Annotated in this window: 20 protein-coding genes; 15 read left to right on the top strand and 5 right to left on the bottom strand. The window is 37.2% G+C overall.

Features of this window, described 5'->3' with window-relative positions:
* Positions 1 to 223 precede the first annotated feature (223 nt).
* Genes F3G88_RS00665 through F3G88_RS00645 form a run of 5 tightly spaced genes read left to right on the top strand, consistent with a single transcriptional unit; the run spans position 224 to position 5636 of the window.
* The gene (locus tag F3G88_RS00665) at positions 224 to 2077 is read left to right on the top strand and encodes a TonB-dependent receptor domain-containing protein (RefSeq protein WP_103573583.1); all 1854 of its coding nucleotides are present in this window, start codon (positions 224 to 226) and stop codon (positions 2075 to 2077) included.
* An 11-nt stretch (positions 2078 to 2088) separates the two neighbouring features.
* Positions 2089 to 3054, top strand: a complete 966-nt coding sequence (locus tag F3G88_RS00660; RefSeq protein ID WP_103573582.1) for an ABC transporter substrate-binding protein — start codon at positions 2089 to 2091, stop codon at positions 3052 to 3054.
* Positions 3051 to 3848 (top strand): ABC transporter permease, encoded by a 798-nt coding sequence (locus F3G88_RS00655; protein ID WP_103573581.1) that lies wholly within the window; start codon positions 3051 to 3053, stop codon positions 3846 to 3848. The genes F3G88_RS00660 and F3G88_RS00655 overlap by 4 nt, the downstream gene beginning before the upstream one ends.
* Positions 3848 to 4537 (top strand): ABC transporter ATP-binding protein, encoded by a 690-nt coding sequence (locus F3G88_RS00650; RefSeq protein ID WP_103573580.1) that lies wholly within the window; start codon positions 3848 to 3850, stop codon positions 4535 to 4537. Before F3G88_RS00655 ends, F3G88_RS00650 begins: the two co-directional genes overlap by 1 nt.
* Entirely contained in the window at positions 4530 to 5636 is a 1107-nt protein-coding gene (locus tag F3G88_RS00645) for an NnrS family protein (RefSeq protein ID WP_103573591.1), read from the top strand. Before F3G88_RS00650 ends, F3G88_RS00645 begins: the two co-directional genes overlap by 8 nt.
* A 2-nt stretch (positions 5637 to 5638) precedes the next feature.
* On the opposite strand, the gene F3G88_RS00640 is transcribed toward F3G88_RS00645, so the two are convergent.
* Positions 5639 to 6277 (bottom strand): Crp/Fnr family transcriptional regulator, encoded by a 639-nt coding sequence (locus tag F3G88_RS00640; RefSeq protein WP_103557879.1) that lies wholly within the window; start codon positions 6275 to 6277, stop codon positions 5639 to 5641.
* Between the two features lie 150 nt (positions 6278 to 6427).
* Positions 6428 to 6841 carry an acyl-CoA thioesterase gene (locus tag F3G88_RS00635; RefSeq protein ID WP_103570655.1) on the bottom strand — a complete coding sequence of 138 codons (414 nt, stop codon included), beginning with the start codon at positions 6839 to 6841 and terminating at the stop codon, positions 6428 to 6430.
* Positions 6842 to 6930: 89 nt separating this feature from the next.
* Here F3G88_RS00635 and ciaB point away from each other — a divergent pair, with 89 nt between their 5' ends.
* Positions 6931 to 8775: an invasion protein CiaB gene (ciaB, locus tag F3G88_RS00630; RefSeq protein WP_149715112.1), complete on the top strand. Its 1845-nt coding sequence runs from the start codon at positions 6931 to 6933 to the stop codon at positions 8773 to 8775.
* Positions 8768 to 11128 (top strand): putative bifunctional diguanylate cyclase/phosphodiesterase, encoded by a 2361-nt coding sequence (locus F3G88_RS00625; RefSeq protein ID WP_149715111.1) that lies wholly within the window; start codon positions 8768 to 8770, stop codon positions 11126 to 11128. The genes ciaB and F3G88_RS00625 overlap by 8 nt, the downstream gene beginning before the upstream one ends.
* An 18-nt stretch (positions 11129 to 11146) precedes the next feature.
* Here F3G88_RS00625 and F3G88_RS00620 read toward each other — a convergent pair whose 3' ends face one another.
* Positions 11147 to 11686 (bottom strand): hypothetical protein, encoded by a 540-nt coding sequence (locus tag F3G88_RS00620; protein ID WP_103574723.1) that lies wholly within the window; start codon positions 11684 to 11686, stop codon positions 11147 to 11149.
* A 64-nt stretch (positions 11687 to 11750) separates the two neighbouring features.
* On the opposite strand from F3G88_RS00620, the gene F3G88_RS00615 reads away from it, so the two are divergent.
* Positions 11751 to 14120, top strand: a complete 2370-nt coding sequence (locus tag F3G88_RS00615) for a putative bifunctional diguanylate cyclase/phosphodiesterase (protein WP_103574724.1) — start codon at positions 11751 to 11753, stop codon at positions 14118 to 14120.
* Here F3G88_RS00615 and F3G88_RS00610 read toward each other — a convergent pair.
* Complete coding sequence (locus tag F3G88_RS00610) at positions 14117 to 14305, bottom strand: hypothetical protein (RefSeq protein ID WP_002940779.1); 189 nt, start codon at positions 14303 to 14305, stop codon at positions 14117 to 14119. The two genes, F3G88_RS00615 and F3G88_RS00610, sit on opposite strands and share 4 nt — an antisense overlap.
* Positions 14306 to 14434: 129 nt before the next feature.
* Here F3G88_RS00610 and dut point away from each other — a divergent pair, with 129 nt between their 5' ends.
* Together dut and F3G88_RS00600 are read left to right on the top strand one after the other, a co-directional pair.
* The gene (gene dut / locus F3G88_RS00605; protein ID WP_021087434.1) at positions 14435 to 15130 is read left to right on the top strand and encodes a dUTPase; all 696 of its coding nucleotides are present in this window, start codon (positions 14435 to 14437) and stop codon (positions 15128 to 15130) included.
* Positions 15127 to 15867: an EI24 domain-containing protein gene (locus F3G88_RS00600; protein WP_149715110.1), complete on the top strand. Its 741-nt coding sequence runs from the start codon at positions 15127 to 15129 to the stop codon at positions 15865 to 15867. Before dut ends, F3G88_RS00600 begins: the two co-directional genes overlap by 4 nt.
* Positions 15868 to 15884: 17 nt before the next feature.
* Here F3G88_RS00600 and F3G88_RS00595 read toward each other — a convergent pair whose 3' ends face one another.
* Complete coding sequence (locus tag F3G88_RS00595) at positions 15885 to 16406, bottom strand: ATP/GTP-binding protein (protein WP_087582932.1); 522 nt, start codon at positions 16404 to 16406, stop codon at positions 15885 to 15887.
* Between the two features lie 84 nt (positions 16407 to 16490).
* Between F3G88_RS00595 and F3G88_RS00590 the strand changes: the two genes are divergently transcribed.
* The 5 genes from F3G88_RS00590 (at position 16491) to F3G88_RS00570 (ending at position 24141) form a co-directional block, all read left to right on the top strand.
* The gene (locus F3G88_RS00590) at positions 16491 to 16859 is read left to right on the top strand and encodes an L-arabinose ABC transporter (RefSeq protein WP_223228699.1); all 369 of its coding nucleotides are present in this window, start codon (positions 16491 to 16493) and stop codon (positions 16857 to 16859) included.
* Positions 16860 to 17267 (top strand): hypothetical protein, encoded by a 408-nt coding sequence (locus F3G88_RS00585; protein ID WP_149715109.1) that lies wholly within the window; start codon positions 16860 to 16862, stop codon positions 17265 to 17267.
* 294 nt (positions 17268 to 17561) lie between these two features.
* Entirely contained in the window at positions 17562 to 22583 is a 5022-nt protein-coding gene (locus tag F3G88_RS00580; protein ID WP_149715108.1) for a retention module-containing protein, read from the top strand.
* 110 nt (positions 22584 to 22693) lie between these two features.
* On the top strand, positions 22694 to 23287 hold the full coding sequence (locus F3G88_RS00575) for a LemA family protein (protein ID WP_149715107.1): 594 nt from the start codon (positions 22694 to 22696) through the stop codon (positions 23285 to 23287).
* Entirely contained in the window at positions 23287 to 24141 is an 855-nt protein-coding gene (locus tag F3G88_RS00570) for a TPM domain-containing protein (protein ID WP_103571849.1), read from the top strand. Before F3G88_RS00575 ends, F3G88_RS00570 begins: the two co-directional genes overlap by 1 nt.
* Positions 24142 to 24549: the final 408 nt, after the last annotated feature.

Here is a 24549-nt window from a genome sequence, read left to right as displayed (position 1 = left end):
AATTATTTATAGTTTAAATTTTTATATAATAATTATCAAAATATATAGCAAAATTTTTACATTATTTTTGCCTTATTATGTTATTTTTACCTGCTGATTAATTCTGTATTCAATAATTTTTTATAAAAATATATGATGATTTATATCAATATCTTATAAGAGATTTTTATTTACAATTTCGATAAGAAAAATCATAATTATATTATCATAAGAGGAGTTTTTTATGAGGCAAGTTTTAAGCCTAATAGTTTTTTCGTCACTGCTTTTAGCAAATGAAGCAAATTTGGACACTATAAAGCCTGTTAAAGAATTTGCGCCACCGCCAATTATAACGCCAAATGTTGCGCAAAGTGCCTTTGTGGAAAATCAATTTGACCGCACTCAAAGAAGCGAATATCCATTTGTGACAAATTTACTTGATAGCTCAGCGGATATGTTTCATATCTCAGCTGGAATGTATGGCAAAAGCTTTTACAACTCATCGCTTTTTAAATATCGTGGCACAAATTTTTATACCATTTTAAACGCAAATTTCACCAAGGCAAATAGCTATAAAGACGGAAGTGGCAAAAAATGGGACTATGGCTACAACAGGCAGGGCCAAAGCGCTATCTTAGGTTTCGTGCCAAATGAGCTTAGTGAGCTTAGACTTACGTTTTTAAGGGATAATATCGATAAAGATAAGCAGCCAGAGCACGCGATGGACGCTTTTAAAACTACTAGGAAAGTCGGCAAGCTAAATATTCGCTTGGGCGAAGAAGATCTATCAAATACGCTAAATTTTGAGCTTGCTGCAAAAAAGATTGAGCGAAAAGCTGATAACTTTCATCTAAGAAATTCCACTCCAAATGTAAAAGTTGAGATAAAAAGAGATGTACTTGAGACAAATTTAAAATATGATGTTGATTTCGCAAGCTTTCATAATCAAATAGGTGCTGGCTTTGAAAAAGATAAACATGGTGGCAAAAGATACATAAAGCAAGGCAGTAACTGGGTATTTAACGGATACAGATTTGCTGACGTTAGAAATGATAAATTTATGCTTTTTGACACACTTGCTTATAAATTTAATGAAGCAAACGAAGCTTCTCTTGCCTTAAAATATGAAGAGCAAAGAAGTAAGCTTAATGGGCTTGATACTAAATATTTCGCACCAAATCCAGCCATTAGCACTACTCGCGGGCTAATTCGTCAAATTTACGGTGAAGACGCAAGTGAAAAGATCAAAAAAGACGCTTTTAGTGCAAGTTTAAAATATAAATTTACACCAAACGATAAGGATAGCTATTTCGCAAAACTTGAGAGTTTATCTCGCTTGCCAAGTAATATGGAGCGTTTTAATACACTTTATGGTGCAGGCGATAATGGCTGGATCGCAAATCCGAATTTGGAGCTAGAGAGACACAATAGAGCAGTTCTTGGCTTTAAATTTGGTAGCCAGTTTTATAAAGAATACCTAAATTCTTTGCAAAATAAAGATGCTTTTAGCTTTAGCGGGCATTTCATCGCTGATAGCGTTAAAAATTTAATCATTTTTGATAGACGCCACTCAAAAGCTGCCATGCCACTACTAAACAAAAATGCTGTCATCTCAAGAAACGTTGACGCAACGCTTTATAGTGTAAATTTCAATACAGAATATAGCTTTGCAAGGCACTTTGGATTAAAAAGCTCACTTTACTACAACTACGGACAAAACAAAACCGATGGCAGGCCACTTTATCAAATAAGGCCTTTTGAGGCAAATTTTGCGTTTGACTACAAAGACTATGCAAGCTTTGGTAGCTACAACCTTGGCACTGCACTAAGGCTAGTTTCAAAGCAAACTAGAGGCGATTTTAGCAAGCAAAATGGTCTAGGTATCGACAAAAAAGAGGCCGCAAAGGGGTTTGGCTTGCTCGATCTTTATGGCGGCGTAGAGTTTAAAAACAAAGTCGGCATAAGATTTGGCATTGCAAATTTATTTGACAAAGATTATGCAGAATTTATTAGCGGTGATCACGTAGCAGCACTTGATCCGGTAGTCGTTCATGCCCCTGGCAGGACATTTTTCATTAGCTTTCACAGCAGTTTTTAAAGGAGAAAGAGATGTTAGATAGAAGAAAATTTTTAGGACTTAGCACAGCTTTAGGCGTTAGCGCTTTTGCACCAAATTTATTTGCAAAAGAGAGCTTTAGTATGTGGGGTGCGCCAGCGATCCCAAGTGTCATAATGGCAGTTGCTGCACTGCAAGGAGAGTTAAATAAAACTTATGATGTAAGCCTAAATATCTGGAAAACACCAGATCAGCTTCGTGCAGGCGTAGCTAGTGGGGATATTAAAGTCACGATGTCACCATCAAATGTCGCTGCAAATTTAAGAAATCAAGGGCTTGATTTTGCGATGTTAAATTTACTGACCCTTGGCGTGATGAACGCTATGGTTAAGGATGAAAAGATCAAAAATTTAGAAGATTTTGTAGGCAAAAAGCTAGTCATGCCATTTCGAGGTGACATGCCTGATCTTGTCCTAAGGGCACTTTGCAAGAAGCGAGGCATAGACGCTAGCAAGATAGATATCACCTATACAGCAACACCTCCTGAAGCTCTACTTTTATTTTTACAAAAAGATTTTGATATTTTAATAGTCCCGCAACCTCTTGGTGAAGCGACTATTTTGCGTGGTAAAAAAGCAGGCGTTAGCGTGCATTACTCAGTTGATTTTCCAAAAATTTGGGGCGAGAGTTTTAATACAAAACCGATAATCCCAATGGCTGGCATTATCGTAGAAAGAGGCTTTTATGAGAAGAGCTTAAATCTATTTGATACGCTTCATAGCGATCTTAAGAACGCTCTTGATTGGATTCTTGAAAATAAGCAAAGTGCGGCAAAGATTGGCTCAAGTTATTTGCCAGCTCCAGAAGTAGCGCTTGCAAATGCCTTTGACAAAGCAAATCTAACAGTGACAAAAGCAAATGAACTACAAAGTGAAATCATGGCATTTTTTGAAGAAATTTATCAGTTTAATCCAAAATTTCTAGGCGGCAAGATGCCAGATAAAGGTCTATTTTTATGATACTAATCGACGGCGTCAAAAAAGATCGCTCAGCCTTTTTAAAAATGATTGATTATTTTTGGGGCGGATTTAGCGGATTTGCCGTAGTTTTTTTGATACTGGCTATTTGGCAAGTGGGAAGCGAGTTTAGCTCCCCACTCCTGCTCCCTTCGCCAAAAGATGTATTTTTTAAAGTCTGTGAAATTTTAAAAGATTATAAAAATAGCGAGATAAATATAACGCTTTGCAGATCACTAGTTGGGGTTAGCACGGCAACATTTTTTGGTATATTTTTAGGGCTAATAGCAGGTAGCTTTAAAAGCTTTGCGGCCTTTTTAAAGCCTGTTATTACCTTGCTTTTATCGATGCCACCAATTATTTGGATAGTGCTTGCTATTTTTTGGTTTGGATTTGGAAATTTTAGCACTGTTTTTACTATTTTTATAACCGTTTTACCACTCACTTTTGCAAGCTCGGCAGTTGCTATGAGTAGCGTAGATGAAGAGCTAAAAGAGATGTTTGATGCCTATCATTTAGGCTTTTTAAAAAAGATAAAACACCTCTACATTCCGCATCTTACGAGCTATATCATAAGCTCTGTTAGCGTAGCTGTTGCAATGGGTGTAAAAATAGTCATAATGGCCGAACTACTAGGTGCAAATAACGGAATGGGAGCAAAGATAGCAAATGCAAGGGCGATGCTTGAAACAACCGAGGTAATGGCGTATGTTCTTTTAAGCATCACTCTTATCATGCTTTTTGAGTACCTTATCATCGAGCCTTTAAAAATAGCCCTGATGCCTTGGAGAAGATGATGCTTGAGCTTAAAAATGTAGAGTATGAAATTTTAAGAGATAAGGTCGTAAGAAATTTTAATTTAAAGGTAGAAAAAGGCGAAGTGGTGACGCTTTTTGGACCATCAGGCTGTGGGAAAACTACCATTTTGCGGCTTATTAGCGGACTAAATGAGCCTAGAAAAGGGGAAATTTTTAATAAATTTAAAAAAATGACATATTTTTTTCAGGAAAATCGTCTGCTTACATGGAAAAATGCTCTTGAAAATGTGCTTTTGGTTATGGATAAACCTGATCAAAACAGCGTTTTAAAGCTTTTTTCTAAAGTCGGCCTTAGTCAAAAAGACGCGCTGAAATACCCAAATGAACTAAGTGGCGGTATGAGGCAAAGGGTCGCTTTTGTAAGAGCAGTTGTGACAAAACCTGACCTGCTTTTAATGGATGAGCCATTTTCGGGGCTTGATTATGATATGAAAGAAATTTTGATCGATATCGTTAGCCAAAGAGTGAGTGAGGGCATGAGCATAATACTCGTCACACACGACAGGATGGAGGCTGTAAAGATGTCAAATAGAATTTATTTTTTCGCAAATAAAGGTGCGATCATACAAAAAGAGCTTGTTTTAGATGAGGCTTTTAAAGACCGTGATTTTACATTTATCAGCAAAACAATAGATGAAAATTTTAAAGGGCAAATTTATTATGATTAACAACTTTTTTACTTATCCTATGAGGATATTTTTTCTTACCAGTGCTGCCTGTGCTGTGCTGGGAGCTGCTATATTTTTTACACCAACTGATTTTGTGAGTTTGCATAAATTTATATTTTTACACCTTTTTCTAGCACTTGCTTATGCTGGTTTTTTACTCACTGGACTAACCGACTGGACGAATTTTAGCTCCTCACTAAAAGCCCACGCTTACATTTTATTTTCACTCTTTGCAACTAGCTTTATAGCGGCACTTTTTAGCTTATTTTTAGCACATTTTTTTATTACACTTTTTTGGACATATCTAGTGATGCTTTGCCTGTATATGATCTGGCGAGATAAAAACCTTGATCAATTTGGCGTACTTGGCTTTTTGTTTGGTATTTTAGGTTTTGAAATCTACTATCTAATAAGCGACAACGAAAAATTTTTAAATTTGCAAATTTATCTTCATATCATCGCTATCTTGCTTATTTCATATCGCGTTAGCGTTGTACTTGGCAAAGAAGCGCTAAAGCGAGAAAACGATATGGATGAGGTTATTTTTGTGCCAAATTTTATCTATAAAAATATCGCTATTTGCATGACTTGTGCGTTTTTGCTTTTTAATATATTTTTTGAAAAAAGCATCGGCACCTACTATGTAGCTATTGCTTGTGGATGTGCGGTGCTTGCAAAGCTTAAAGAGTGGCACTATAAGCAACTTTTGAGGCATAGTTTTGTGATTTACTATTACTTTATGCAAGTATTTTTAGCGGTTGGTTTTTTAGGCATCGGAGTAAGCGGTCTTTTAAATCTAGGTCTTGAAGTAAATTTTATGCATTTAATAGCCGTAAATGCCGTTATTTTTAGTGTTATGCTTATTTTTAATATCGCTGGACTTCGTCACAGCGGACAAGAGCTTGAGTTTTTACGCCTTAGCAAAATTGCTTTTATTTTAGTCATTTTAGCTGGCGTTAGTAGAGGCATTTTGGCATATTTTTGGAGTGGATTTTATATTCATTTACCAGCCACCCTGATAGCACTTGCTTTTGTCTTTTGGTTTTTAAATTTTTATGCAATTTTTAGAGATAATGAATTCTCTGAGGACCCTGAATGATATTAATTGGTATAACTTTCAAGTTTTTCGTGGTCGATGATGAGAAATTCGTGCGGTGTGATCTTTCTGATGATGTCGTCTTTGATAAGCTCATTAAAGGCTGTTGAGGCGCTTTGGCGCTTGAGACCGACAAAGCTTGAGAGCACCTTTAGAGAAAATGGCAAAAATACATATCGGTAGCCATTTTGTTTTAGATCTTGCTCATTTGCAAGCTCGATTAAGAAATTTGCAATTCTGCCCTTTGCGTCCTCAAAAAGTATCGACTTTGTGATCTGGCGCTGCACGATGATGGTGTTTAGTGTGGTTGTTAGGATCTCGCTTGCAGCTTTTTGATTATGCAAAATTTCGCCGATATTATCTAGTCTAATGACGTAAATTTGGGCATCTTCAAGCACTTCAAATGCACAGTTGTCATCAAGTATGGCGATGTTGTTTTTTTCTAAATGATAAAGGATAAATTCCTCGCCATCTTCAAAAAATGAGAGCTTTGCTGAGCCGTTTTTTAGGATAATTATCTCGATATCTTCGGTGTAGATCGTGCTTGTTTTTGGCAGCTCTTTAAACTCAAATTTCTCCAGCTCATCTTGTGTTAAGATATCTAAAATATGCGTTTGTAAAAGCCCTAAGCGTGATTTTTTCATCTTTCTCCCAAAAAAGTGTAAGGGCAGATTTTACTTTATAAAGCATTTAAATAAGTTGAAATTTCTCTTTTTTGATGTTACTTTTTTTCAAATTTTTTTAAAAATAGTGATAAATTCGGGGGTTTTGGCTGCATAAATTGCAACCAAATTTTAAAAGCCATGAAGCTCTTTTAGCTTCTCATCTATCGGTTTTTTGTGCCCGTCTTTTGTCACACTAACATAGGTCGCGGTGGCGCTTGTGACGTGTATAGTCTCTCTAAAACCGCCGTCATTTAGCCTAAGTGCAGTCACTTCTATCTGCGTTGTTATCGATGTTTTGCCAACTGCGATGATCTTTGCATAGCAGCTTAGCACGTCGCCAACAAAGACTGGTTGTTTAAAGATGATCTCTTTCATAGAAATCGTCACAACTCGCTCAGGCGAAATTTCTCTAGCAGCCTGCGCACCTGCAAGGTCGATCTGACTCATTATCCAGCCGCCAAAGATATTGCCAGCTGAGTTTGTATCTTTTGGTAGCATCACTTGCTTGATGCGTGGCTCGCCAAAATCCTTTAAAATATCCATTTTTTGCCTTTTAGATTTTAAATTTTTGGTAAATTGTAGCAAATTTTAAGGCTTTATGCTAAAATCCTGCAACTTTAAGGGATGAAAAGATGAATGATTTTAAAAGACTAAACGAACTTACAAAAGAGCAAAAATCCAAACTAAATGCTATTTATAAAAATTTAGATGACAAGATCATAACTGATGCTCTGAATATTTGTGTCCTTGATGGCACGCCGAGCCAAAAACTAGCCCTTGCTAGAAGGATAGTTGATCTTAAAGTTGATCCACTTCAAAATGAGCTAAAAAAGCTAAATTTAGGTGAGGACGAGCAAAAGCGTGTGCTAAATTTGACCTACGGCTACGTTAGAAATTTATATGAAAATCTGCACGCCCGGCTTATAAAAAAAGCACGTGATGAGAAAATTTTAGACCAGTTTTATCAAGCTTTTGTGGAGGCTATGCACGAGCTTGGGCTTAGTCTAAATGCGTGGCAAATTTCATGGCAAGAAAAGATAATAGACACTACAAATAAAGAGTTTGAAGCTAAATTTAAAGATTTAGGCGAGGCAAATGAGTTCATCACTAAAAACGGCTTGTTTCAGTGTGATAGTAATGGCGTAAGAGCTGATAGAACGTATGGCGCAGTTTGCAAAGAGGGCGAGAAATTTAACTTTTTGCCTTACGCGCTTGCCTTTAAAGATGAGGTTAGAGAGCTTAAAAAAGTATTTGTAAAAAACCTTGAAATTTTAAGAAATTTAGCTCAAAATGACGAGCAAAAATCCTACGTAAAATACCTTGAAAAGCTACAAAATGCCTTTTGTGAAGAGGACAATGCTAAAGTGATAAACGCTTGGCAAGAGGCTGAGATAGCGTGGATGGAGGTAAAAGGAGCGCTTCAGCCAGGCCATCCGCTGGAGTACTACGAGGATGCCTACACGCACGCAGTCGCACTTGAGTGGGACATCAGGCTGGTTGATAGCGAGGGCATTGACGAGCTTAAATTTAAAGAAAAAGTGACAAAAACTTACGAAAGCGTTTGTGAAAAGATCAAATTTGATAACGCCGAGACAAACAAGACAGTTAGCGAAAATATCGCTAGAACGCAGCTTTATATAAGCGTACCGATGATCTATTACGCAGCGGAGCTAAATGGGCTTTTTAGCGCCCAGGTCGTGCCAAATGACGAGAGTGTGAGCGCAAAATGTGGCAAGAAAATTTTTGCCTTTGTAAATCACGTCTATGAGGGCGCAAAGGCAAAGCCTTTTATGAAGCTTGGGGCTGAAATTTTTAGCAAGGAATTTTTGGATTTTGGTAGGGAAATTTTATTTTTAAAGCCAAAAATTTGGAAAAAAGTATATGAAATTTCAACGATCGGCCATGAGTTTGGGCACATTTTATTTATCGGACTTGATACTGAGATGAGCATGAATAAAAGTGGCGTCTTTAAATTTATAGAAGAGTATAAGGCGACGACTGGCGGGCTAGTAAATTTCTTCTTGCACGAAGAGACGGAGTATAAAATGGCCGTCTTTCATGAGCTGATAGCCCGTGCGGTTGGGCTTATAGCGTGGCGAAAGGTCGATGAGGTGAGGGCTTATTACTGCGAGGGGCTCATGCATCTTAGCTTGCTTTTTAGGGCTGGAGTGCTTAAATTTGACGGCAAACTAAGCGTGGATATGAGCGAGCAAGCTTACGCTAAATTTAAAGAAATTTGCTTGCAAAATTACTTCGATCTAGCTCAAACATACGCTAAAAAAGATGATGCGAGTGTGTTTTTGGAGAAATTTTGCCAAAAAGATGAGCTAAGCTATCTGCCAAAAGACGAAGAGTGCAAGAAATTTGTTGAGCATTTTTACGCTAGGTACGAGGCTATCGGCAACGACGTCGATGATAGCGGCGAGTGGCAAAGGTGGCAAAAGCTAGCCCAGGAAGCGGAGAAGAGCCGTGCTTGATAGGATAACAAATTTTCACAACGGCTCTTTTTTATTTATATTTGCCCTGATTATTGCTTATTTTTTTGCTATTTATCTGGGAGATCAGTTTTATCTGACGGCTTTATCAGTCGGTACCGATGTAGTGATCGCCATATTTTTGTTCTTTTTATTAAAAAGTAGTAGAAATTTAAACTCATACTGGACCTATATATTTTTAGCTATAGCGAGCTGGGCGTTAGCAGATATCCTTTTATTGCTTTATGATAGATCGCTTCTTATGCACGGAAATATCTCTCGTACGGAGCTTATGCAAATTTTATATTTGATCCCATTTTTTATGTTTATCGTCTCTTTTGTCGCCTTTTTTACAAGGATTTTAAAAAGAGTGATATGGCAACAAGTCGCGGTAGATGCGCTTGCTTTGATGCTTATAACGGTTAGTTTTTTTTGGTTTGTAGTTTTTGATAAAAGTTTAGTAGTAGCGCTTAATCAAGAATTTGTGACTAGCCTTTCATATATCATAATGGATATTTTTATCTTTTGCTTTGTCTTTGTTGTCGCATTTTCACTAAATTTTGTATCAAAAAAACCAGCTTTTAGCTATAAAAGAGTTAGCATACTTTTATATCTGTTAGCCTTGCTTATCATTTGCATTTGCGACTCATACTACTCATCAAAGGCCTTTTTGGCGTACGGTGGTACAAATGTTCATTATGAGTTTTTCTTTAAAGTTGCATTTTTTATTATATTTGTAGCTTGCTTGCACCTAAAGGAAAACGAGGCAAATATCAAGATAAGAAGTTACAGAAAAGACTATATAAGGGTGCTTATATATAAATTTATCACCCTGCTTATCGTATCTTTACTCTTTTTAGGAGCTGCTAATACAGATAAAATTTACTCTGTTTGGATAGTTTTTCTGCTTATGGTTTTGCTAGCCTATGCAGCGCTAATTTATAGTATCTCAAGCACAGTTGCTATGAGGGATTTAGCTAGATCTGAAAGGCATATCATCGCTCAACTTGACGAAGAGATCCAAGATAGCTTAAAAGAGCTTGAAGAGAAAAATGAGCGCTTAAGGCAGCTTAGCGAATTTGACTCACTCACTGGGCTTTTAAATAGACAGTCATTTTTAAGCAAACTATCAGAGATGATAAAGACCAAAGCGCTTGGCGAAAAGATAGATATTTATTGCATCGACATCAACCACTTTAAGGCTATAAATGACTCATACGGCCACTACGTGGGCGATGAGGTGCTTTTGAAATTTTCTAAAAATATAAAAGCGATCTTGCCAGAGGGCGCTATCGTCTCAAGGTTTGGCGGCGATGACTTTATGATAGTTTTAAAGCAAAAAAATGAGGGGCATTATAGAGAATTTTTATACTATCTGCTAAACATCATAGCCGAGCAAATCTCAGTTGGCGATTATAAGATAGCTCTTGGAGCAAAGGTTGGCGTTAGCTCAACGCAAACAAGTGAAATTTTAGCTGATGATCTCATCATGCAAGCTGGAGCGGCACTTGATGCAGCAAAAAGAGATGTTAATACAAAATATGTCTTTTACGATGATATAAAAGAGATCATTCAGGAGAAAAACTACATAGAAATTTTGCTAAATTCTATGAATTTTGATGAGGAATTTAGCCTAAATTTCCAGCCGCAGTATCTGCTAAATGGTAAAAAGATAATAGGTGCTGAAGCTCTTATAAGATGGAACTCTCCGGTAAAAGGCTTTGTAAGTCCGGCTAAATTTATCCCAGTAGCCGAGCAAAGCTCAATTATAAATACAATAGGAATATGGGTGGCAAAAGAGGCCATAAGGCAGATGAGCTACTGGAACAAAAAGTATGGTATCAGCCTAAAAGTAGGCATCAACATCTCGCCAAAACAGGTTGATAATGTAAATTTTGCATCGGACATCTTTGGCTATGTTGAAGAATTTGGCATGGATCCAAAGTGCGTTGATATCGAGCTTACAGAGGCAAGTCTCGTCAATGCCGAAGAGATCATGCAAACAGTCTTAAAGAAATTTTCAGATAAGGGCATGAGCATCTCTATCGATGACTTTGGCACTGGCTTTTCATCGATGAACTACATCAAAAAGTATCCACTAGATAGGCTAAAGATCGCAAAAGAGCTAGTTGATAACATCGCTATAAATGAGATCGATAGAGACGTTGTAAAAAGCGTTATAACTCTAGCTAAAAATATCGAGCTAAAGACGATCGCTGAGGGTGTTGAAGATGAAACTCAGCTTGAAATTTTAAGAGAGCTAGGCTGCGATGAGATACAAGGTTATTTCTGGGGTAAGCCGATGAACGCTAAAGACTTTGAAGAGCTCATAAGAAGCACGCTTGATCACATCTAAGCTTGTAAATTTACAAGCTTAGCCAATAACGCTTTTGTAGTCTAAATTTTCAAAAAGCAGTAGCTCTTTTTTGCTCTCTTTTATAAGTGTTTTTACTAGCTCTGAGGTTTCTTTATTCTTTGGCAAGACAAGATGGATTTTTTCATTTATAAAGATGACAAAGATATTTTTAAGCTCGTAAATTTCACTTACATCTTTTATGTCAAAAATTTCATTTTCTTTTGGCTCATTTTCATAAAATGCCAAATTTTTCTCATTTACTTCAAAGATCATCTCTTTTTTAAAGTCTGAAATTTCTAAGCTTTTTAGCGCCGCTCTTCGTCTATTTTTTAAAAAAATTGGATAAAAAATGATCCAAAAAATAGCAAAAATGGTGCCAATAATGGTAAAAATTTTGGTTTTTAAAAGCATATCAGCGATAAATCCAGCTATAATGGCCTCCGTAAAAATCATAAAAACATTTATAAAATACTGTTTTCTAGCCTTTTTTGAGAAAAATAGATTAAATGCTTGGTAGTCTATTAAATTTTCTCCAGATAAGACGATATTACATTTCATGATTAACCTTAAAGAAAAATTTGCAAAATTATAACTAAAAATAAGGTTTGAAATAGAATAAACAATGGAGAGAAACATTTTTTTTACGTCAAATTCGTCACTTATCCTAAGACAAAAACAAATTTTCTATGCCGTTATAGCTCTTTTTATATTTTCTCAGTTTGCCGGCATTTTAAACTATAAAATTTTTGAAAATTTGTTGATATTTTTGGGCTTTGTTTTTGTAGTTTTTGGTATCTACATCTCTATGAATAGATCAAAGCTTAAAGCTATGCACTGGCTTGCTGCATGCTTTGGAGTCTTTCTTTGGACTATTATTGATGCCATTAGAAGTGTCAATGAAGACTTTCTTTTAAGAAGCAAAGAGCAAATTTCTTATCTTCATTTTTTCGATCTACTCCCTATGTTTTTACTCCTAGCCGCTGTTGGTATATTTTTTGTGGTCAAATTTATAGCCAGCGATAAAAAGATCATAGTTCTAGCCGATAGCTTTAATGTGCTTTTGCTAGTTTTCACGCTTGCTTATTGTATTGTTGGAGATATGGGTGATTTTAATATATTGATCCATCCTAAAAGCCCTAGTGAGCTTGCTGCTAGCATTGCTATTTTTGTAAATTTATCTATTTTATTCATCGCTCTTAGTGAAATTTTTAATAGCAACCATCTTTATATTAGACATAGCGGCTTTTTCTTGATAATCGCAAGTGCGATTTTTACGCTATTAAATTTATATGTTTTTTATAATGAGCTTATAAACAAAGGGCATGATTTCACTCTGCACTCTATCTACCTTGTGCCATTTTTTCTCTTAATGCTCGGGGCTTTTTACTTAAGGGGTGATAACAAGCGTATAAGCGCAGCAGATGTTGGCATAAAAACAACATCTAAGCTTGTGCCTATTATCTCAGCTGCACTAATACTAATAAAAACTGACCTATCATCTTATGTTGATCTGCTTATAATTTTTGTTGTTGTAGCTGGAGCGGTTATTAGCTATTTTATGAAAGTGCTTGATCAAAGCGAAGAGATATATAACGCAGAGCAAAATTTACATGATGCTAAAAACAAAGAGAAACACCTAAAGACAAACGAACTTGAGATGATAAATTTAAGCTTAGAGGGCGTATCTGAAAAAGACTATCTAACCTCTCTTGGTAATAGAGACTCTTTGCTAAATGAGCTAAAAGGTATGTGTAGTGTTTTGGGCGAGAAGCAAGAGATCGCAGTTTATTATATAAATATAAGTCGCTTTAAAAATATAAATACATCTTATGGACATGAGGTTGGCGATAAAATTTTAAAAGCGATAGCAAAGCGCATACGTGAAGCGTGCAACAGACAAGAGGTTACCGCAAGGATCGGCGCTGATGAGTTCATCGTGCTTTCAAAAATGGAAGAAAATAGCCACACTAAACGCATGAAGCTTGGTATGGAGCTAAGAGATACGATAGAAAAACCTTTGCAAATAGATAAGTATCACTTTGCGATCAAGAGTGTCGTTGGTATCCACGTTGTCACAAGAGATAACATCAGTGATCCTAGAAATATCATCAAAAAAGCCGATATGGCGATGTACTACGCTAAGCAAAATCCAGCCAAAAACCCAATGGTTTATAATAATGAGATAGATAGCGAAATACAACAAAGCTCAAACATAGAGATAGCTCTTAAAAAAGCAAATTTACAAGAGGATTTTGAGGTATATTTTCAGCCGATTTATGACATTAAAAATTTAAAGATCATCTGCGTAGAAGCGCTACTTAGATGGCAGTCAAAAGAGTATGGACAAAAAGAAGCTGGCGAGTTTATGGATATAGCTAGCTTAAATAGCGACATCTTGAACGACATCTGTACGCTTTCTGTCTCAAAAACAGTAGAACAAGCCGTAAGATGGCAAAACAAAAAGCTAAAAGTACCAAAAATAAGCATAAACGTAGCGCAAATTCAAAGCACATCTGAAAAATTTGTAAATGAATTTATGCTAACTTTAAACTCGCACCACCTAAATCCAAAGCAGTTTGAGCTTGAATTTAGCGAAGATATATGGAAAAACGACCAAGAGACGCTTGATAAAATTTTCTCACTTTTGGAGAAAAATAGCATAGATGTTTGTATAGATGACTTTGGATCTGGATATACGTCATTTGTCTATATCAGAAAGTATAAGATCGACCGCATAAAGATAGCAAATGACTTTGTTGCTCAGTCAGTGATCAACAAAAAAGATATGCAAGTAGTCGCTGCTATCATAAATATAGCAAAATCAATGAAGCTAAAAGTGACAGCAAAAGGCGTGGAAAGCCACGAGATAAAAGAGCTTTTAAAAGAGCTTAATTGTAATGAAATGCAAGGATATTTCTTATCTCGTCCGATGAGTGCGGAGGAGTTTGAGAATTCTTTAAGGCAGAATTCTCACATGGTGGCTGATATTTAAATTTCAGCCTTTATCTCTTCGTTTGATTTTACGACCATGCCTGAGCCATGTATCACGCTTGGGATACAGCTTGTGCAGATATCGACCTCTTCGCCGTTTTTGTGAGCGTGGATGAAAACTGCATTTTTATCATCGCTGCTTTTTAGTCCGCAAACGTTGCAAACTACTAGATCTTTCTCTCTCATTTTTTCTCCTTTGAAATTTTGGGTGATTTTACATCTTGTAAGCTTGCATTAAGATGATTTGGGTCAAGCTTGTCGCTTAAGCATTAATTGTTTTTTGTTATAATCATTTAAAATTTAAAAGGTTTAAAAATGGATGAAAGAACTATTGTTTTAGAGATGTTAAAGATGCAACAAAGCCTAAATGACGAGACAAACGGGCTTGGTTGGGAAAATGGCTATACAAATAAAAATAAACTCATAAGCTGGAGGCGCTGCATATATATGGAGTGCGCCGAGCTTATCGACAGCTTTGCGTGGAAGCACTGGAAGAGCATAGATGCCAAGACTGATGAACAAAATTTACGCATCGAGGTTGTCGATATCTGGCACTTTATAATGAGCCTAGCACTACAAATTTATAAGGCAAAACAGCTTGGCGATGTTGAAACTTTGGCTGAGGATATTTGCCAAGCAAGCGGTTTTAGCGACTTTTGCAAAGAGCCACTAAGTGTCGAAGACGAGAGCATTTACGAGATCATGAACGATGTTGAGATGCTTATACATGAGTGTAGCGGCTTTGACTATGACATCTTTGATATCTTTAAAATTTATTTCTCAATGTCTTTAAAATGTGGCGTAAATTTATACTCGCTTTATGAGTGCTACATCGCTAAAAACGTGCTAAATCGCTTCCGCCAAAATAACGGCTACAAAGAGGGAAGTTATAAGAAAATTTGGAATGGACGCGAAGATAACGAAGTGATGAGCGAAATTTTATCAAATGGCGTTAGTAAGATAGACGAAATTTACGCCGCACTTGAGCGTGAGTACAAAAAGGTAAAATGATAAATCTTCTTCGCCTTGGCTTTAAAGACTTTTTTACAGCCAAATTTATAACGCTATCTATATTGCCGCTTTTTCTTAGCATAGCAAGCCTTGCGTGGCTTACGATTTGGGGAGGCGGCGAGATATTTGACCTTTTAAGCGATGGCGCTAAAAACGAGAATTTCGCCTTTTTGGAGACAAACTCAACGCTATCTTTTATAGCTATTAAAATTTTAAGCTTTAGCGCTACAAAGTGGATAGTTAGCATACTTTTTTACGTTCTAAGCACCTTTTTAACGATCATCATTAGCATCGTGATCGCCCTAATCGTAGCTGGCTTTTTAACGCCAGTTGTGGCTAAAGAGATAAACAAAAGGCACTACAACTACGTGCTTAAAAGCGAGGCTAGCACGGCTAGAGTGCTAAAGGTGATGATGGTTGAGATCATGAAATTTCTTGGGATCTTGCTCGTTTGCCTGCCACTTTTGTTTGTGCCGTTTTTAAATTTTTTCATCATCAACGTGCCGTTTTTTTACATCTACTACAAACTTTTACTCATAGATGTTGGCTCAAACACACTTGATAGCGATAAATTTGAGCTAGCGTTGCTTGAAGGCGGTGGGGTTAAATTTATAGTTTTTACACTTTTATTTTATCTCATCTCGCTTGTACCGCTTGTGGGATTATTTTTTCAGCTTTATTTTGTGATAGTCTTGTCGCACCTCTTTTATCAAAGAGAGGCGCTAGTTAAAATTTAGAGCCAAAAGCTCTAAATTTAAGCGTAGTAAGATACTTTTTTGCTCTCATCAAGCAAAGTATCAAATAACCTTTTTGTCGCACTTAGTAGATTTTTATTAGCGTCATTTTTAGCTAAAAGTTCGTCAAACATCTTTAGCATATTATCATTTATGAAATTTTTGTGATCCAGATCTTTTGCGTCAGGTAGCATCTGCTTGATCTTGTTTGAAAGCTCACTTATGCTTTGGCTGCTACCTGCGATCTTGTCGCCCTCTTTGACATTTTTCATAAACTCATCAACTTGTGGGCGAATTTGCTTCATCGCCTCTTCGATCTCTTTCATATCCTGCTCGTCTATGCCGTTGCCTTTATATAAAAACTCATAGCCGTATTCGTGCGTTAGAGTTAAGCTTCTTTGGCTTGAAGTGCCATTTTTTTGACTTGAAAACTCTAAATTTTTGTTGTCATACATAGAAAAGCTTATCTCGTCGCCTGAGCTAGTTTTCATCGAAAAGCTCATGTTGTTGTAGCTTCCTTGAGAGTAAAAATTTGTTTGCATTTTTAAATCCTTTTGAGGCTAAATCGGCAAAATTTTAATTTCATAAAGCAAAATTTTGTAAAATGCGTCAAAAAAGGATGGGCGATGTGTTGTTTTGGGACTAGGGTTTTTTTGCTGATGCTTATCACTGTTTTAAGCTTCGTTTTTGCTAGGCTTTTCCCAGTTTTACCAGTCGTTGGCTACTACTTGATACTTGCAAATTTACTTGCCATTTTAATGTTTTCACTATTTTTTAAAGGGCTTTTGCCAAGCTTTGTAAAGGTAAATGCGATCCACTATTTTTCGCTAATTGGTGGCTTTTTTGGGGCGTTTTTAACGATGCTCATTTTTAAAAGGGTTGCAAAAGATAAATTTACTTTAATAGAGCTCATTATTTTTACGCTTTGGGTGCTTATAATCGCCATAGTCATCTTTAAATTTCAAACCATTCTTGACATTTTTAGGGGAATTTAGATGGATGAGAGGATAGTTAAATTTCTAAAAAAGATGCACCTTGCAAGTGTCTGCGCTATTGATGATGAGGGGCAGCCTTACGCTTTTAGCGCATTTTACGCCTTTGATGAGCTAAATTTTTGCCTTTTGCTAGCTAGCTCTGATGAGAGCTCACATATCAAATTTTTAAAAAACTCAAAGCTCGTTGCTGGCACCATCGCTCTTGATACGAAGATCGTTGGCAAGATAGAGGGTGTGCAGTTTCAAGGGGCGATGAGAGAGGCTAGCGTAAGCGAGCGAGAAATTTACTTTAAAAGATTTTTTTATGCAAAAGCGATGGATCCAAAAATTTGGTCTATAAGCCTTGAAAAGGTTAAATTTACGAGCAATACTCTAGGCTTTGGCAAGAAAATTTTTTGGCAAAAGTAGCTAAAAATCGCATAATATTTTCGTGTTAGCTTAAAAGATACTCTTTCTTAAGGCATTCAGAATAACGCTTTTATGAAACGAAAGGTACATGTACCATATAAAAATTTTTTTTAAAATTTTTTACACAAAAGTTATGCAAATTGCCTTTTTTAGGGGGAATTTTAAAAATATTAAAGTGTGATAAAAGAGTATTAAATAACTAAAAATAAACTTAAATTTACCCAAATTTTACTTAATATCCCCAGCCTCACTCTTATTATATAATCGCCGAAAAAATTATATAAGGAGAGTTTTATGGCTAAAGAAGCGGGTGTAGTAAAATCGCTAAGTGGCAAGGCGGTCGCAGTTGATCAAAACGGAAACGAGAGAGAGCTAAAAGTTGGTGACATCGTTTATATGGGCGAGAGTGTCAAAACTAGCGATGCAGCCGACAAAGTAACTATCGTTGCAAATAACGGCAAAGAGCTAACTGTACTAGGTAGCGATACACTTTCTTTAAATCCAAATACGATAGGCGCTGAGGGCTTAGCTGATATAAGCGCTTTACAAAATGCTATTTTAAATGGTGGCGATCTAACAAAACTTGAAGAGACTGCTGCTGGTGGTAATGCTGCTGCTGGTGGTGGAGATGGCGTTAGCCTTGGCGAAGCTAGATTTGCTGAGGGTGGTCACTACTCAAACATCAATGAAAATTATAGAAATTTAACTGATACAAATAGAGCTTTTGCTTCATACGATAGCCCAATAGGCGGCTATAATGATGGCAACGATGATGATGGTACTAGTGGTGCAAACACTAATATAATCCCTGGTGCACCTACTGTTAAATTTATAAATGATATAAATGGCAACCACACTTTAAGCAGAGTAGAGCATGGAAATGATACAAATATAAATACATCTAAAGTTCTTATCACAGTACCAAATGACGGCACAGTAAGAGCTGGTGATATACTAAAAGTCACTGTAACTTATCCAAATGGCAATGAAACTACAACAAACATAACCATCAATCCAGCTATCATAACTAATGGCTATCCTATAGACGCACCTGTAGAACCAGGTAAAAACTCAAAAGTGGAAGCAAGTGTTACAAATTTCCAAGGTAACACTGGTGGTAGTAGTGAAGATCACGTAACTCCTACAAAATCAGGCGTAAGCGTTGAATTTACAGAAGATAGAAATAACGATAGATTTTTAACTTATACAGAAAACAACAATGACAGCAAACAAAATGAGTCGCCAGTACTTATAAAAGTAAGTGATGTTATCCCTGGAGATAAACTTCACATCACACTAACAAAACCAGATGGCACTACTGAAAATAGAGAAGTTGCTATCGATCAAAATATAATCAATAATGGCTATAAGATAGATAATATGCCAGTTGCTGAGGGTAAAGTTTCAAAAGTAGATGCTTATGTTACTGATAGTACAAACTCTAACACTTGGAAGAGCGATGTAGCAACTGATGATGTTACTCCAGATGTAAGACCAACTTTAACATTTACTGAAGACCGCGATAACGATGGCGGTATAGATGACTTCGAAAATAGCAAAGATGGTAACTTTAGAAGCACGACTGTTGAAGTAACACTTCCAAAAGATGTTGTAGCAGGCGATAAAGTTGTCATAACTTACACTGATCCACTAACTAAACAAAATACAACAACAGAAGTGCCTCTTACACAAGCAGATGTTGATAACCATAAGGTAAATACATCTTTACCAGTCTTCCCTGACGTATGGAACTATGCAAGTGCTCATGTCGTAGCTGCAGATGGCACACCAAAGAGTGCAGAGTCTAACAAAGATAATGTAATACCTATCGGCAGAAACATGGAGATAAAATTTATAGAGCAAGATACTCTTCATGAAATTTCAAGACAAGAGAGCATGGATGAGCATGAAGTAAATGAAACAACAGCTCTTATAAGACTTCCAAACAAAATAGACAATGGTGATATAGTTACACTTACTATAAATGAGCCTACAAATGGCGTTTATACAAGAAATTTCACTATAAATATGAATGATAAAGGTGAGGTAACAAGTATAACAGAGGTTGGCAATGGCGGACAAAATTTCCCATTGATAAAAGAGAGCTTTAATCAATACTCATTTGAAGTACCAGGCTTTGATCTAAGAAATGGACAAGATACTACTATCAAAGCTAGTATCACAAATATGACACCAGGCAGACATACATCTATAAATGAGCCAGAAGTTTCAGCTAGCTTAGAGCATGTAAAAGCACCTGAGGTTATCTTTGATGAGGCGCATAACTCAAAAACTATGAGCAGAAAAGCTTCAGCTGCTGATGGTGATGAATTTAATACAACTGCAACTATCAAGATCCCTAAAAATGCAGTAGATGGCGATAGGATCGAAGTTAAGATCACTGAGCCACAACTTGATGGTACAACTAAAGATAGAACGCTTAAATTTAATGTTCATAAAGATGCTTCAGGCGTTAAGATAACAGATGAGCATGGCAATGATGTAGCAGTAAGTGACAACGGCTTTAAAATTTCTCATGTTGAAACATTAACAGGAGCTGAGACTAAAATTTCAGCTACTATCATCGATAAAGATGATGTTCAAAGTGCTACTGGAACAAATAGTGTAAGCGTAACAGAACTTGATGACTCTGGAATTTTCTTTGGTGAAGATATTGATGCTAATACATCTATCACAAGAGATGAGAGCATGAAAGATAGTGATCTTCATAAGACTGATCTAAAAATAAAAGTGCCAAATAACGTGATAACTGGTGACAAGATGATACTTGAGGTTAAAGCTGATGGCAACACAACTTTACAAAAAGAATTTACTATCACAAGAAATGGCAATAGCATTACTCTAACAGATGGCACTGATACTATAACAGCTGATAGTGATAATAAAATCACAGTACCAGGCATAGTAATAGGTGAAGGTAAAAATACAGAGGCTCAAGCAACATTTACAGATGCTAAAGGTTTTGCAAAAACCATAGTGACAAATCATGCTACCCTTGAAAATCTTCACGATGATATGACTGTTATATTTAATAAGGATGCAGACTTTAACGGAATTTTAAATAAAGATGAAGCTACAAAAGACAGCAACGGCAATGTAGTAAATACAACTACAGCTACTATTAAGTTACCAAGCAACGTTGTAGATGGTGACGTGTTAAAGATAACTACAAGCATAGAAAATGGCACACCAACTACTACAAGTCACACTATCCACAAAGACGCTCATGGCAACATCACAGTAGATGATCTAAATGTGGTTGGCAATAAAGCTGTTGAGTATACAGTGCCGTTACAAGAAGATAAAACAAGCAAGGTAAGTGCAACAGTTAGCGATGCAACAGGTGTTGATAAGGTAGAAGCTGGTAGCGATATCTTACTTGATGCTGATGGTAATGGTGGTACAAATTTCTATGTACTTATCGATGAGGACAAAGATAGAAATGGCAAACTAAGCAGAGATGAGGCAAACTCAGATGGTAAGGTTAAAGAGACATCTGCAACTGTATCTCTACCAAGTGGTAACCTACATGCAGGTGATACATTTACTGTAAAAGTAAATGGCGTGCCAACTACATATAAAGTAACTAGCAACAATAGCCACGTGCTAACAATAGAAGATGCAGCTGGAAACAATGTGCCTTTAGTACCAGGCAACCTACTAAAGATACCTCATATCGCTGTAAGTGTTACAAATCCTGCTAAGGTTGAAGTAGATATACCTAATGTCACACCTAAATCAGCAGAGGCGATACTAGAGCCTATAAACAATAGCGAGCTAAGCGTAATTTTCAACGAAGATAATGCCAATAGAAATAACGAACTAAGCAGAGATGAGGCTATATCAGATCACAACTTAAAAACTACAACAGTAAGTGTAAAAGTGCCTTACAATGTTGTAACAGGCGATCACGTAAAGGTTGAGTATGTTGATCCAAATACTGGTGTCACAGGAAGTAGAGAATTTAAAATAACTAAGACAGCAGATGGTAAAATCACTGCTACAGATATAAATAGTGGAGCAGAACAAAATATCACAGAAAACAACACTATCAAAGTAGATAATGTCCCTATGAAGCCAGGTGAGAAAACAAAGGTAGATGCGACTATAACTACTCAAGATGATCAAACAGCACATGCTGACGCAGAGGCAAAACTAGCGCAGCTAAGCAGCAAAGGTCTAAGTGTAAGCATAGCAGCTGACGCGAACGACAATGGCACTATCACAAGAGATGAGACAAGTAGCGATACTTCAAAAGTAAGTGTATCTCTCCCTGGTAGCGTAATAGCTGGCGATAGTATAAAAGTTGAGATCACAAATGCTGGTAGCACAATACCTGTGACGAAAGATTTTAAAGTCTTTAGCAAAGATCCACTTGGCAATATCGTACTAGAAAATCAAGCTGATCACAGCAAATTCACTCTTGAAAATGGCAAACCACTTGAGCTTGATGCAGCTATCGCGGTAGGACAAGAGACAAAAGCAAAAGTCACTCTATCTGATGGAACAACTACTGTAAGCGCAGAAGATCATGCAAAAGTCGAGATGGACGCTATAAGAGGTATGCAGTTTAGCGAAGACGGCAATAGAGATGGACATCTATATGGCAATGAAAACTTTGGTGATAATAACAAAACTCAAGATACAACGCCAGTTAAAATTTATGTTAGCGATGATGCAAGAGCGGGCGATACAGTTGAGATCAAATACACTGATCCAGACAATCACGCTCAAACAAAGACAGTAAATCATGTGCTAACAGCAGATGATATGAGCAAGGGTGTATTTGAGCAGCTACTAGACATCAACGCAAGATCAGCTTATGATCTAAAAGTAGATGCTACGCTTCAAACTCCAGGCGGTCTTGTAAATAAAACTCATAGCGATACGCTTCGCATAGAGCTTGAAGACTTTAGGATGGATTATGATCCAAGCAAAGTGATGAAAGGTGGAGAGGGCACATCTGATACGATCGTCTTTAGAGATACTTCTTACGTAGATCTTAGCGGCGTTACTGACCTTAACACAAAAGTTGAGAGCATCGAGAGGATCGAGCTAAAAGGCAACTCTGAGATCAAATTTGACGCAAAAGATATCTTTGCTATGACTGATAACATCAACACTATCCTTAAGATAAGAGGCGATAGCACTAGCAAGGTAGATATAAAAGGTAAGTGGCATGAAGATTCAACAGTAAATGCTGACTTTGGCTCAAAAGGCTATACAAGCAACGATACTGTAAATGGTCAGACAGTACATATCATCATTGAAGATAAGATCCAAACTGACCTATAATCCCCAAAAAGTGAGTGCCCTTTAAGCACTCACTTCACTTACCTAACTTCAAATTTACATCATTTTTTAAGCCTTATTTTACTAATATCACCCCTTTTAAAGGAGAAAATATGAAAAATTTAATAGCCATAGTTGTGGTCATCGCCGCACTTGTTTTTGGCGCTTTCAAATACGCAAATTCATTTGTCGTGCTTGATGAAAACACCAACGAGAAGTGGTCTCAGGTGCTAAATCAATACAAAAGAAGAGCCGATCTCGTGCCAAATTTAGTTGAGACCGTAAAAGGCTACGCAGCTCACGAGCAAAAGGTCTTTGAAGACGTGGCAAACGCAAGAAGCAAGAGCATGCAAGTAAGCATCGACGCAAGCAGCCTTAGCGACGAGACGAAGGTTAAAGAATTTATGGCAGCTCAAGGTCAGCTAGGCTCCGCACTTGGCAGGCTAATGGCAGTAAGCGAGAGCTATCCAGAGCTAAAAGCAAATCAAAATTTCCTCTCACTCCAAAGCCAGCTTGAAGGGACAGAAAACCGCATAAGCGTAGCAAGACGCGACTACATCGAGGCTGTAAAAGAGTATAACGTAGCTCTTAGAAGCTTTCCTGGTAAATTTATAGCCAGCATCTTTCATCCAGAGATGAAGCCAAAGCAAGGCATCGAAGTTAGCAGCGAAGATATGAAAAATCCAAAAGTTTCGTTTGAGAAGTGATGAAAAAAGCTCTTGCTCTTTTGCTCTTTGCATTTTGCTTTTGTTTTGCTCTAAATTTCAATGAGCAGATCAACGATGAGGCTCATATCTTTTCACAAAACGAAAGAGATGAGCTTTTAAATTTAGTACAAAATTTCGAGCAAAACAGCACCACGCAAATCGCCATAGTGACTTTAAATTCGCTTGAAAGCAGGAGCATTGAAGAGCTGTCTCTTGAGATCGCTAGAGGCTACAAACTAGGTCAAAAAGAAGATAACAACGGCGTGCTTTTGGTGGTCGCTCCAAATGAGAAAAAGGTCCGCATCGAGGTTGGATACGGACTTGAAGGGGTGCTAACTGACGCCGTGGCAAGCCAGATCATAAATAGTGTGATGATACCTGAGTTTAAAAATGGCAAGATGAGCGAAGGCGTGAAAGATGGCGTTTTAGCGATCATAAAAGCAGCTAGCGGCGAGGAATTTAGTAGCAAAAATAGCCTTAGCGACTTGCCTTTTGGCGTATTTGCCTTTTTTGCTGGCATGCTCTCTTGTTTTGCCTCTGCGATTTTTGGTAAATTTTTTATGCGAACTGGCTTTAGCACGTGTTTTGCTGGACTTGTATCAACCGCGCTTGAGCAGGGATTTGGCGTGCAAAACTACCTTATCATCTTTGGCGCTTTTGCCTTTATATTTGCGGTATTTTTCTTTATTTTAAAAGACGTTTTTAAGAGAAATAGCCAAGGCGGCTCTTTGCCAATGGGCTTTAGACGAGGTAGTTCAGGCTCAAATGGTGGCGGTCGCTCAAGTGGCAGAGGAGGCGGCTTTAGTGGCAGCGGCGGTGGTTTTGGCGGAGGCGGAGCTAGCGGCAGCTGGTAAAATTTGCCTTCGCTTGCAGCTTAGCTCAAATTTTAGAGCCAAAATTACTCGTTTAAAATTTACTTAACACCTTACTTGATTTAATAAAGCAATTTTACAAATTTTAAAATCTTACTCACTCGCCTTAGCAGACTACTAAATTTAGAGCCATGATATGCCAGCTCTAATTTTAAAATTTGCCTGACACTTGCCAGATGATAAACCGCATGCGGTGCGAAGCACTAAAGCATGCCCCTCTAACGTCGTCGGGGTTAGGGGATTGTTAAGGGGGAAGGGAGCTCTTTTGCTTCGCAAGCTCGCAACTGCAAGCAGAGCGTAATTCAAGCCTCTTCCCCCTTAACAAAGAAATAAAGCTTTAAATTTTAAAAATCCATTTTGCAAATTTTAAAATTCCATTCACCCCTAAGA

It is taken from the genome of Campylobacter concisus, assembly GCF_902460675.1.
Lineage (GTDB): Bacteria > Campylobacterota > Campylobacteria > Campylobacterales > Campylobacteraceae > Campylobacter_A > Campylobacter_A concisus_AJ.
Note: the sequence above shows the minus strand (reverse complement) of the source record. Positions and strands in the feature narration are given on the sequence as shown.

Excerpts from the sequence above, each read along its gene's own strand:
- F3G88_RS00665 (WP_103573583.1), top strand. The coding sequence starts at position 224 with ATGAGGCAAGTTTTAAGCCTAATAGTTTTTTCGTCACTGCTTTTAGCA.
- F3G88_RS00660 (WP_103573582.1), top strand. The coding sequence starts at position 2,089 with ATGTTAGATAGAAGAAAATTTTTAGGACTTAGCACAGCTTTAGGCGTT.
- F3G88_RS00655 (WP_103573581.1), top strand. The coding sequence starts at position 3,051 with ATGATACTAATCGACGGCGTCAAAAAAGATCGCTCAGCCTTTTTAAAA.
- F3G88_RS00650 (WP_103573580.1), top strand. The coding sequence starts at position 3,848 with ATGCTTGAGCTTAAAAATGTAGAGTATGAAATTTTAAGAGATAAGGTC.
- F3G88_RS00645 (WP_103573591.1), top strand. The coding sequence starts at position 4,530 with ATGATTAACAACTTTTTTACTTATCCTATGAGGATATTTTTTCTTACC.
- F3G88_RS00640 (WP_103557879.1), bottom strand. The coding sequence starts at position 6,277 with ATGAAAAAATCACGCTTAGGGCTTTTACAAACGCATATTTTAGATATC.
- F3G88_RS00635 (WP_103570655.1), bottom strand. The coding sequence starts at position 6,841 with ATGGATATTTTAAAGGATTTTGGCGAGCCACGCATCAAGCAAGTGATG.
- ciaB (WP_149715112.1), top strand. The coding sequence starts at position 6,931 with ATGAATGATTTTAAAAGACTAAACGAACTTACAAAAGAGCAAAAATCC.
- F3G88_RS00620 (WP_103574723.1), bottom strand. The coding sequence starts at position 11,686 with ATGAAATGTAATATCGTCTTATCTGGAGAAAATTTAATAGACTACCAA.
- F3G88_RS00615 (WP_103574724.1), top strand. The coding sequence starts at position 11,751 with ATGGAGAGAAACATTTTTTTTACGTCAAATTCGTCACTTATCCTAAGA.
- F3G88_RS00610 (WP_002940779.1), bottom strand. The coding sequence starts at position 14,305 with ATGAGAGAGAAAGATCTAGTAGTTTGCAACGTTTGCGGACTAAAAAGC.
- dut (WP_021087434.1), top strand. The coding sequence starts at position 14,435 with ATGGATGAAAGAACTATTGTTTTAGAGATGTTAAAGATGCAACAAAGC.
- F3G88_RS00600 (WP_149715110.1), top strand. The coding sequence starts at position 15,127 with ATGATAAATCTTCTTCGCCTTGGCTTTAAAGACTTTTTTACAGCCAAA.
- F3G88_RS00595 (WP_087582932.1), bottom strand. The coding sequence starts at position 16,406 with ATGCAAACAAATTTTTACTCTCAAGGAAGCTACAACAACATGAGCTTT.
- F3G88_RS00590 (WP_223228699.1), top strand. The coding sequence starts at position 16,491 with ATGTGTTGTTTTGGGACTAGGGTTTTTTTGCTGATGCTTATCACTGTT.
- F3G88_RS00585 (WP_149715109.1), top strand. The coding sequence starts at position 16,860 with ATGGATGAGAGGATAGTTAAATTTCTAAAAAAGATGCACCTTGCAAGT.
- F3G88_RS00580 (WP_149715108.1), top strand. The coding sequence starts at position 17,562 with ATGGCTAAAGAAGCGGGTGTAGTAAAATCGCTAAGTGGCAAGGCGGTC.
- F3G88_RS00575 (WP_149715107.1), top strand. The coding sequence starts at position 22,694 with ATGAAAAATTTAATAGCCATAGTTGTGGTCATCGCCGCACTTGTTTTT.
- F3G88_RS00570 (WP_103571849.1), top strand. The coding sequence starts at position 23,287 with ATGAAAAAAGCTCTTGCTCTTTTGCTCTTTGCATTTTGCTTTTGTTTT.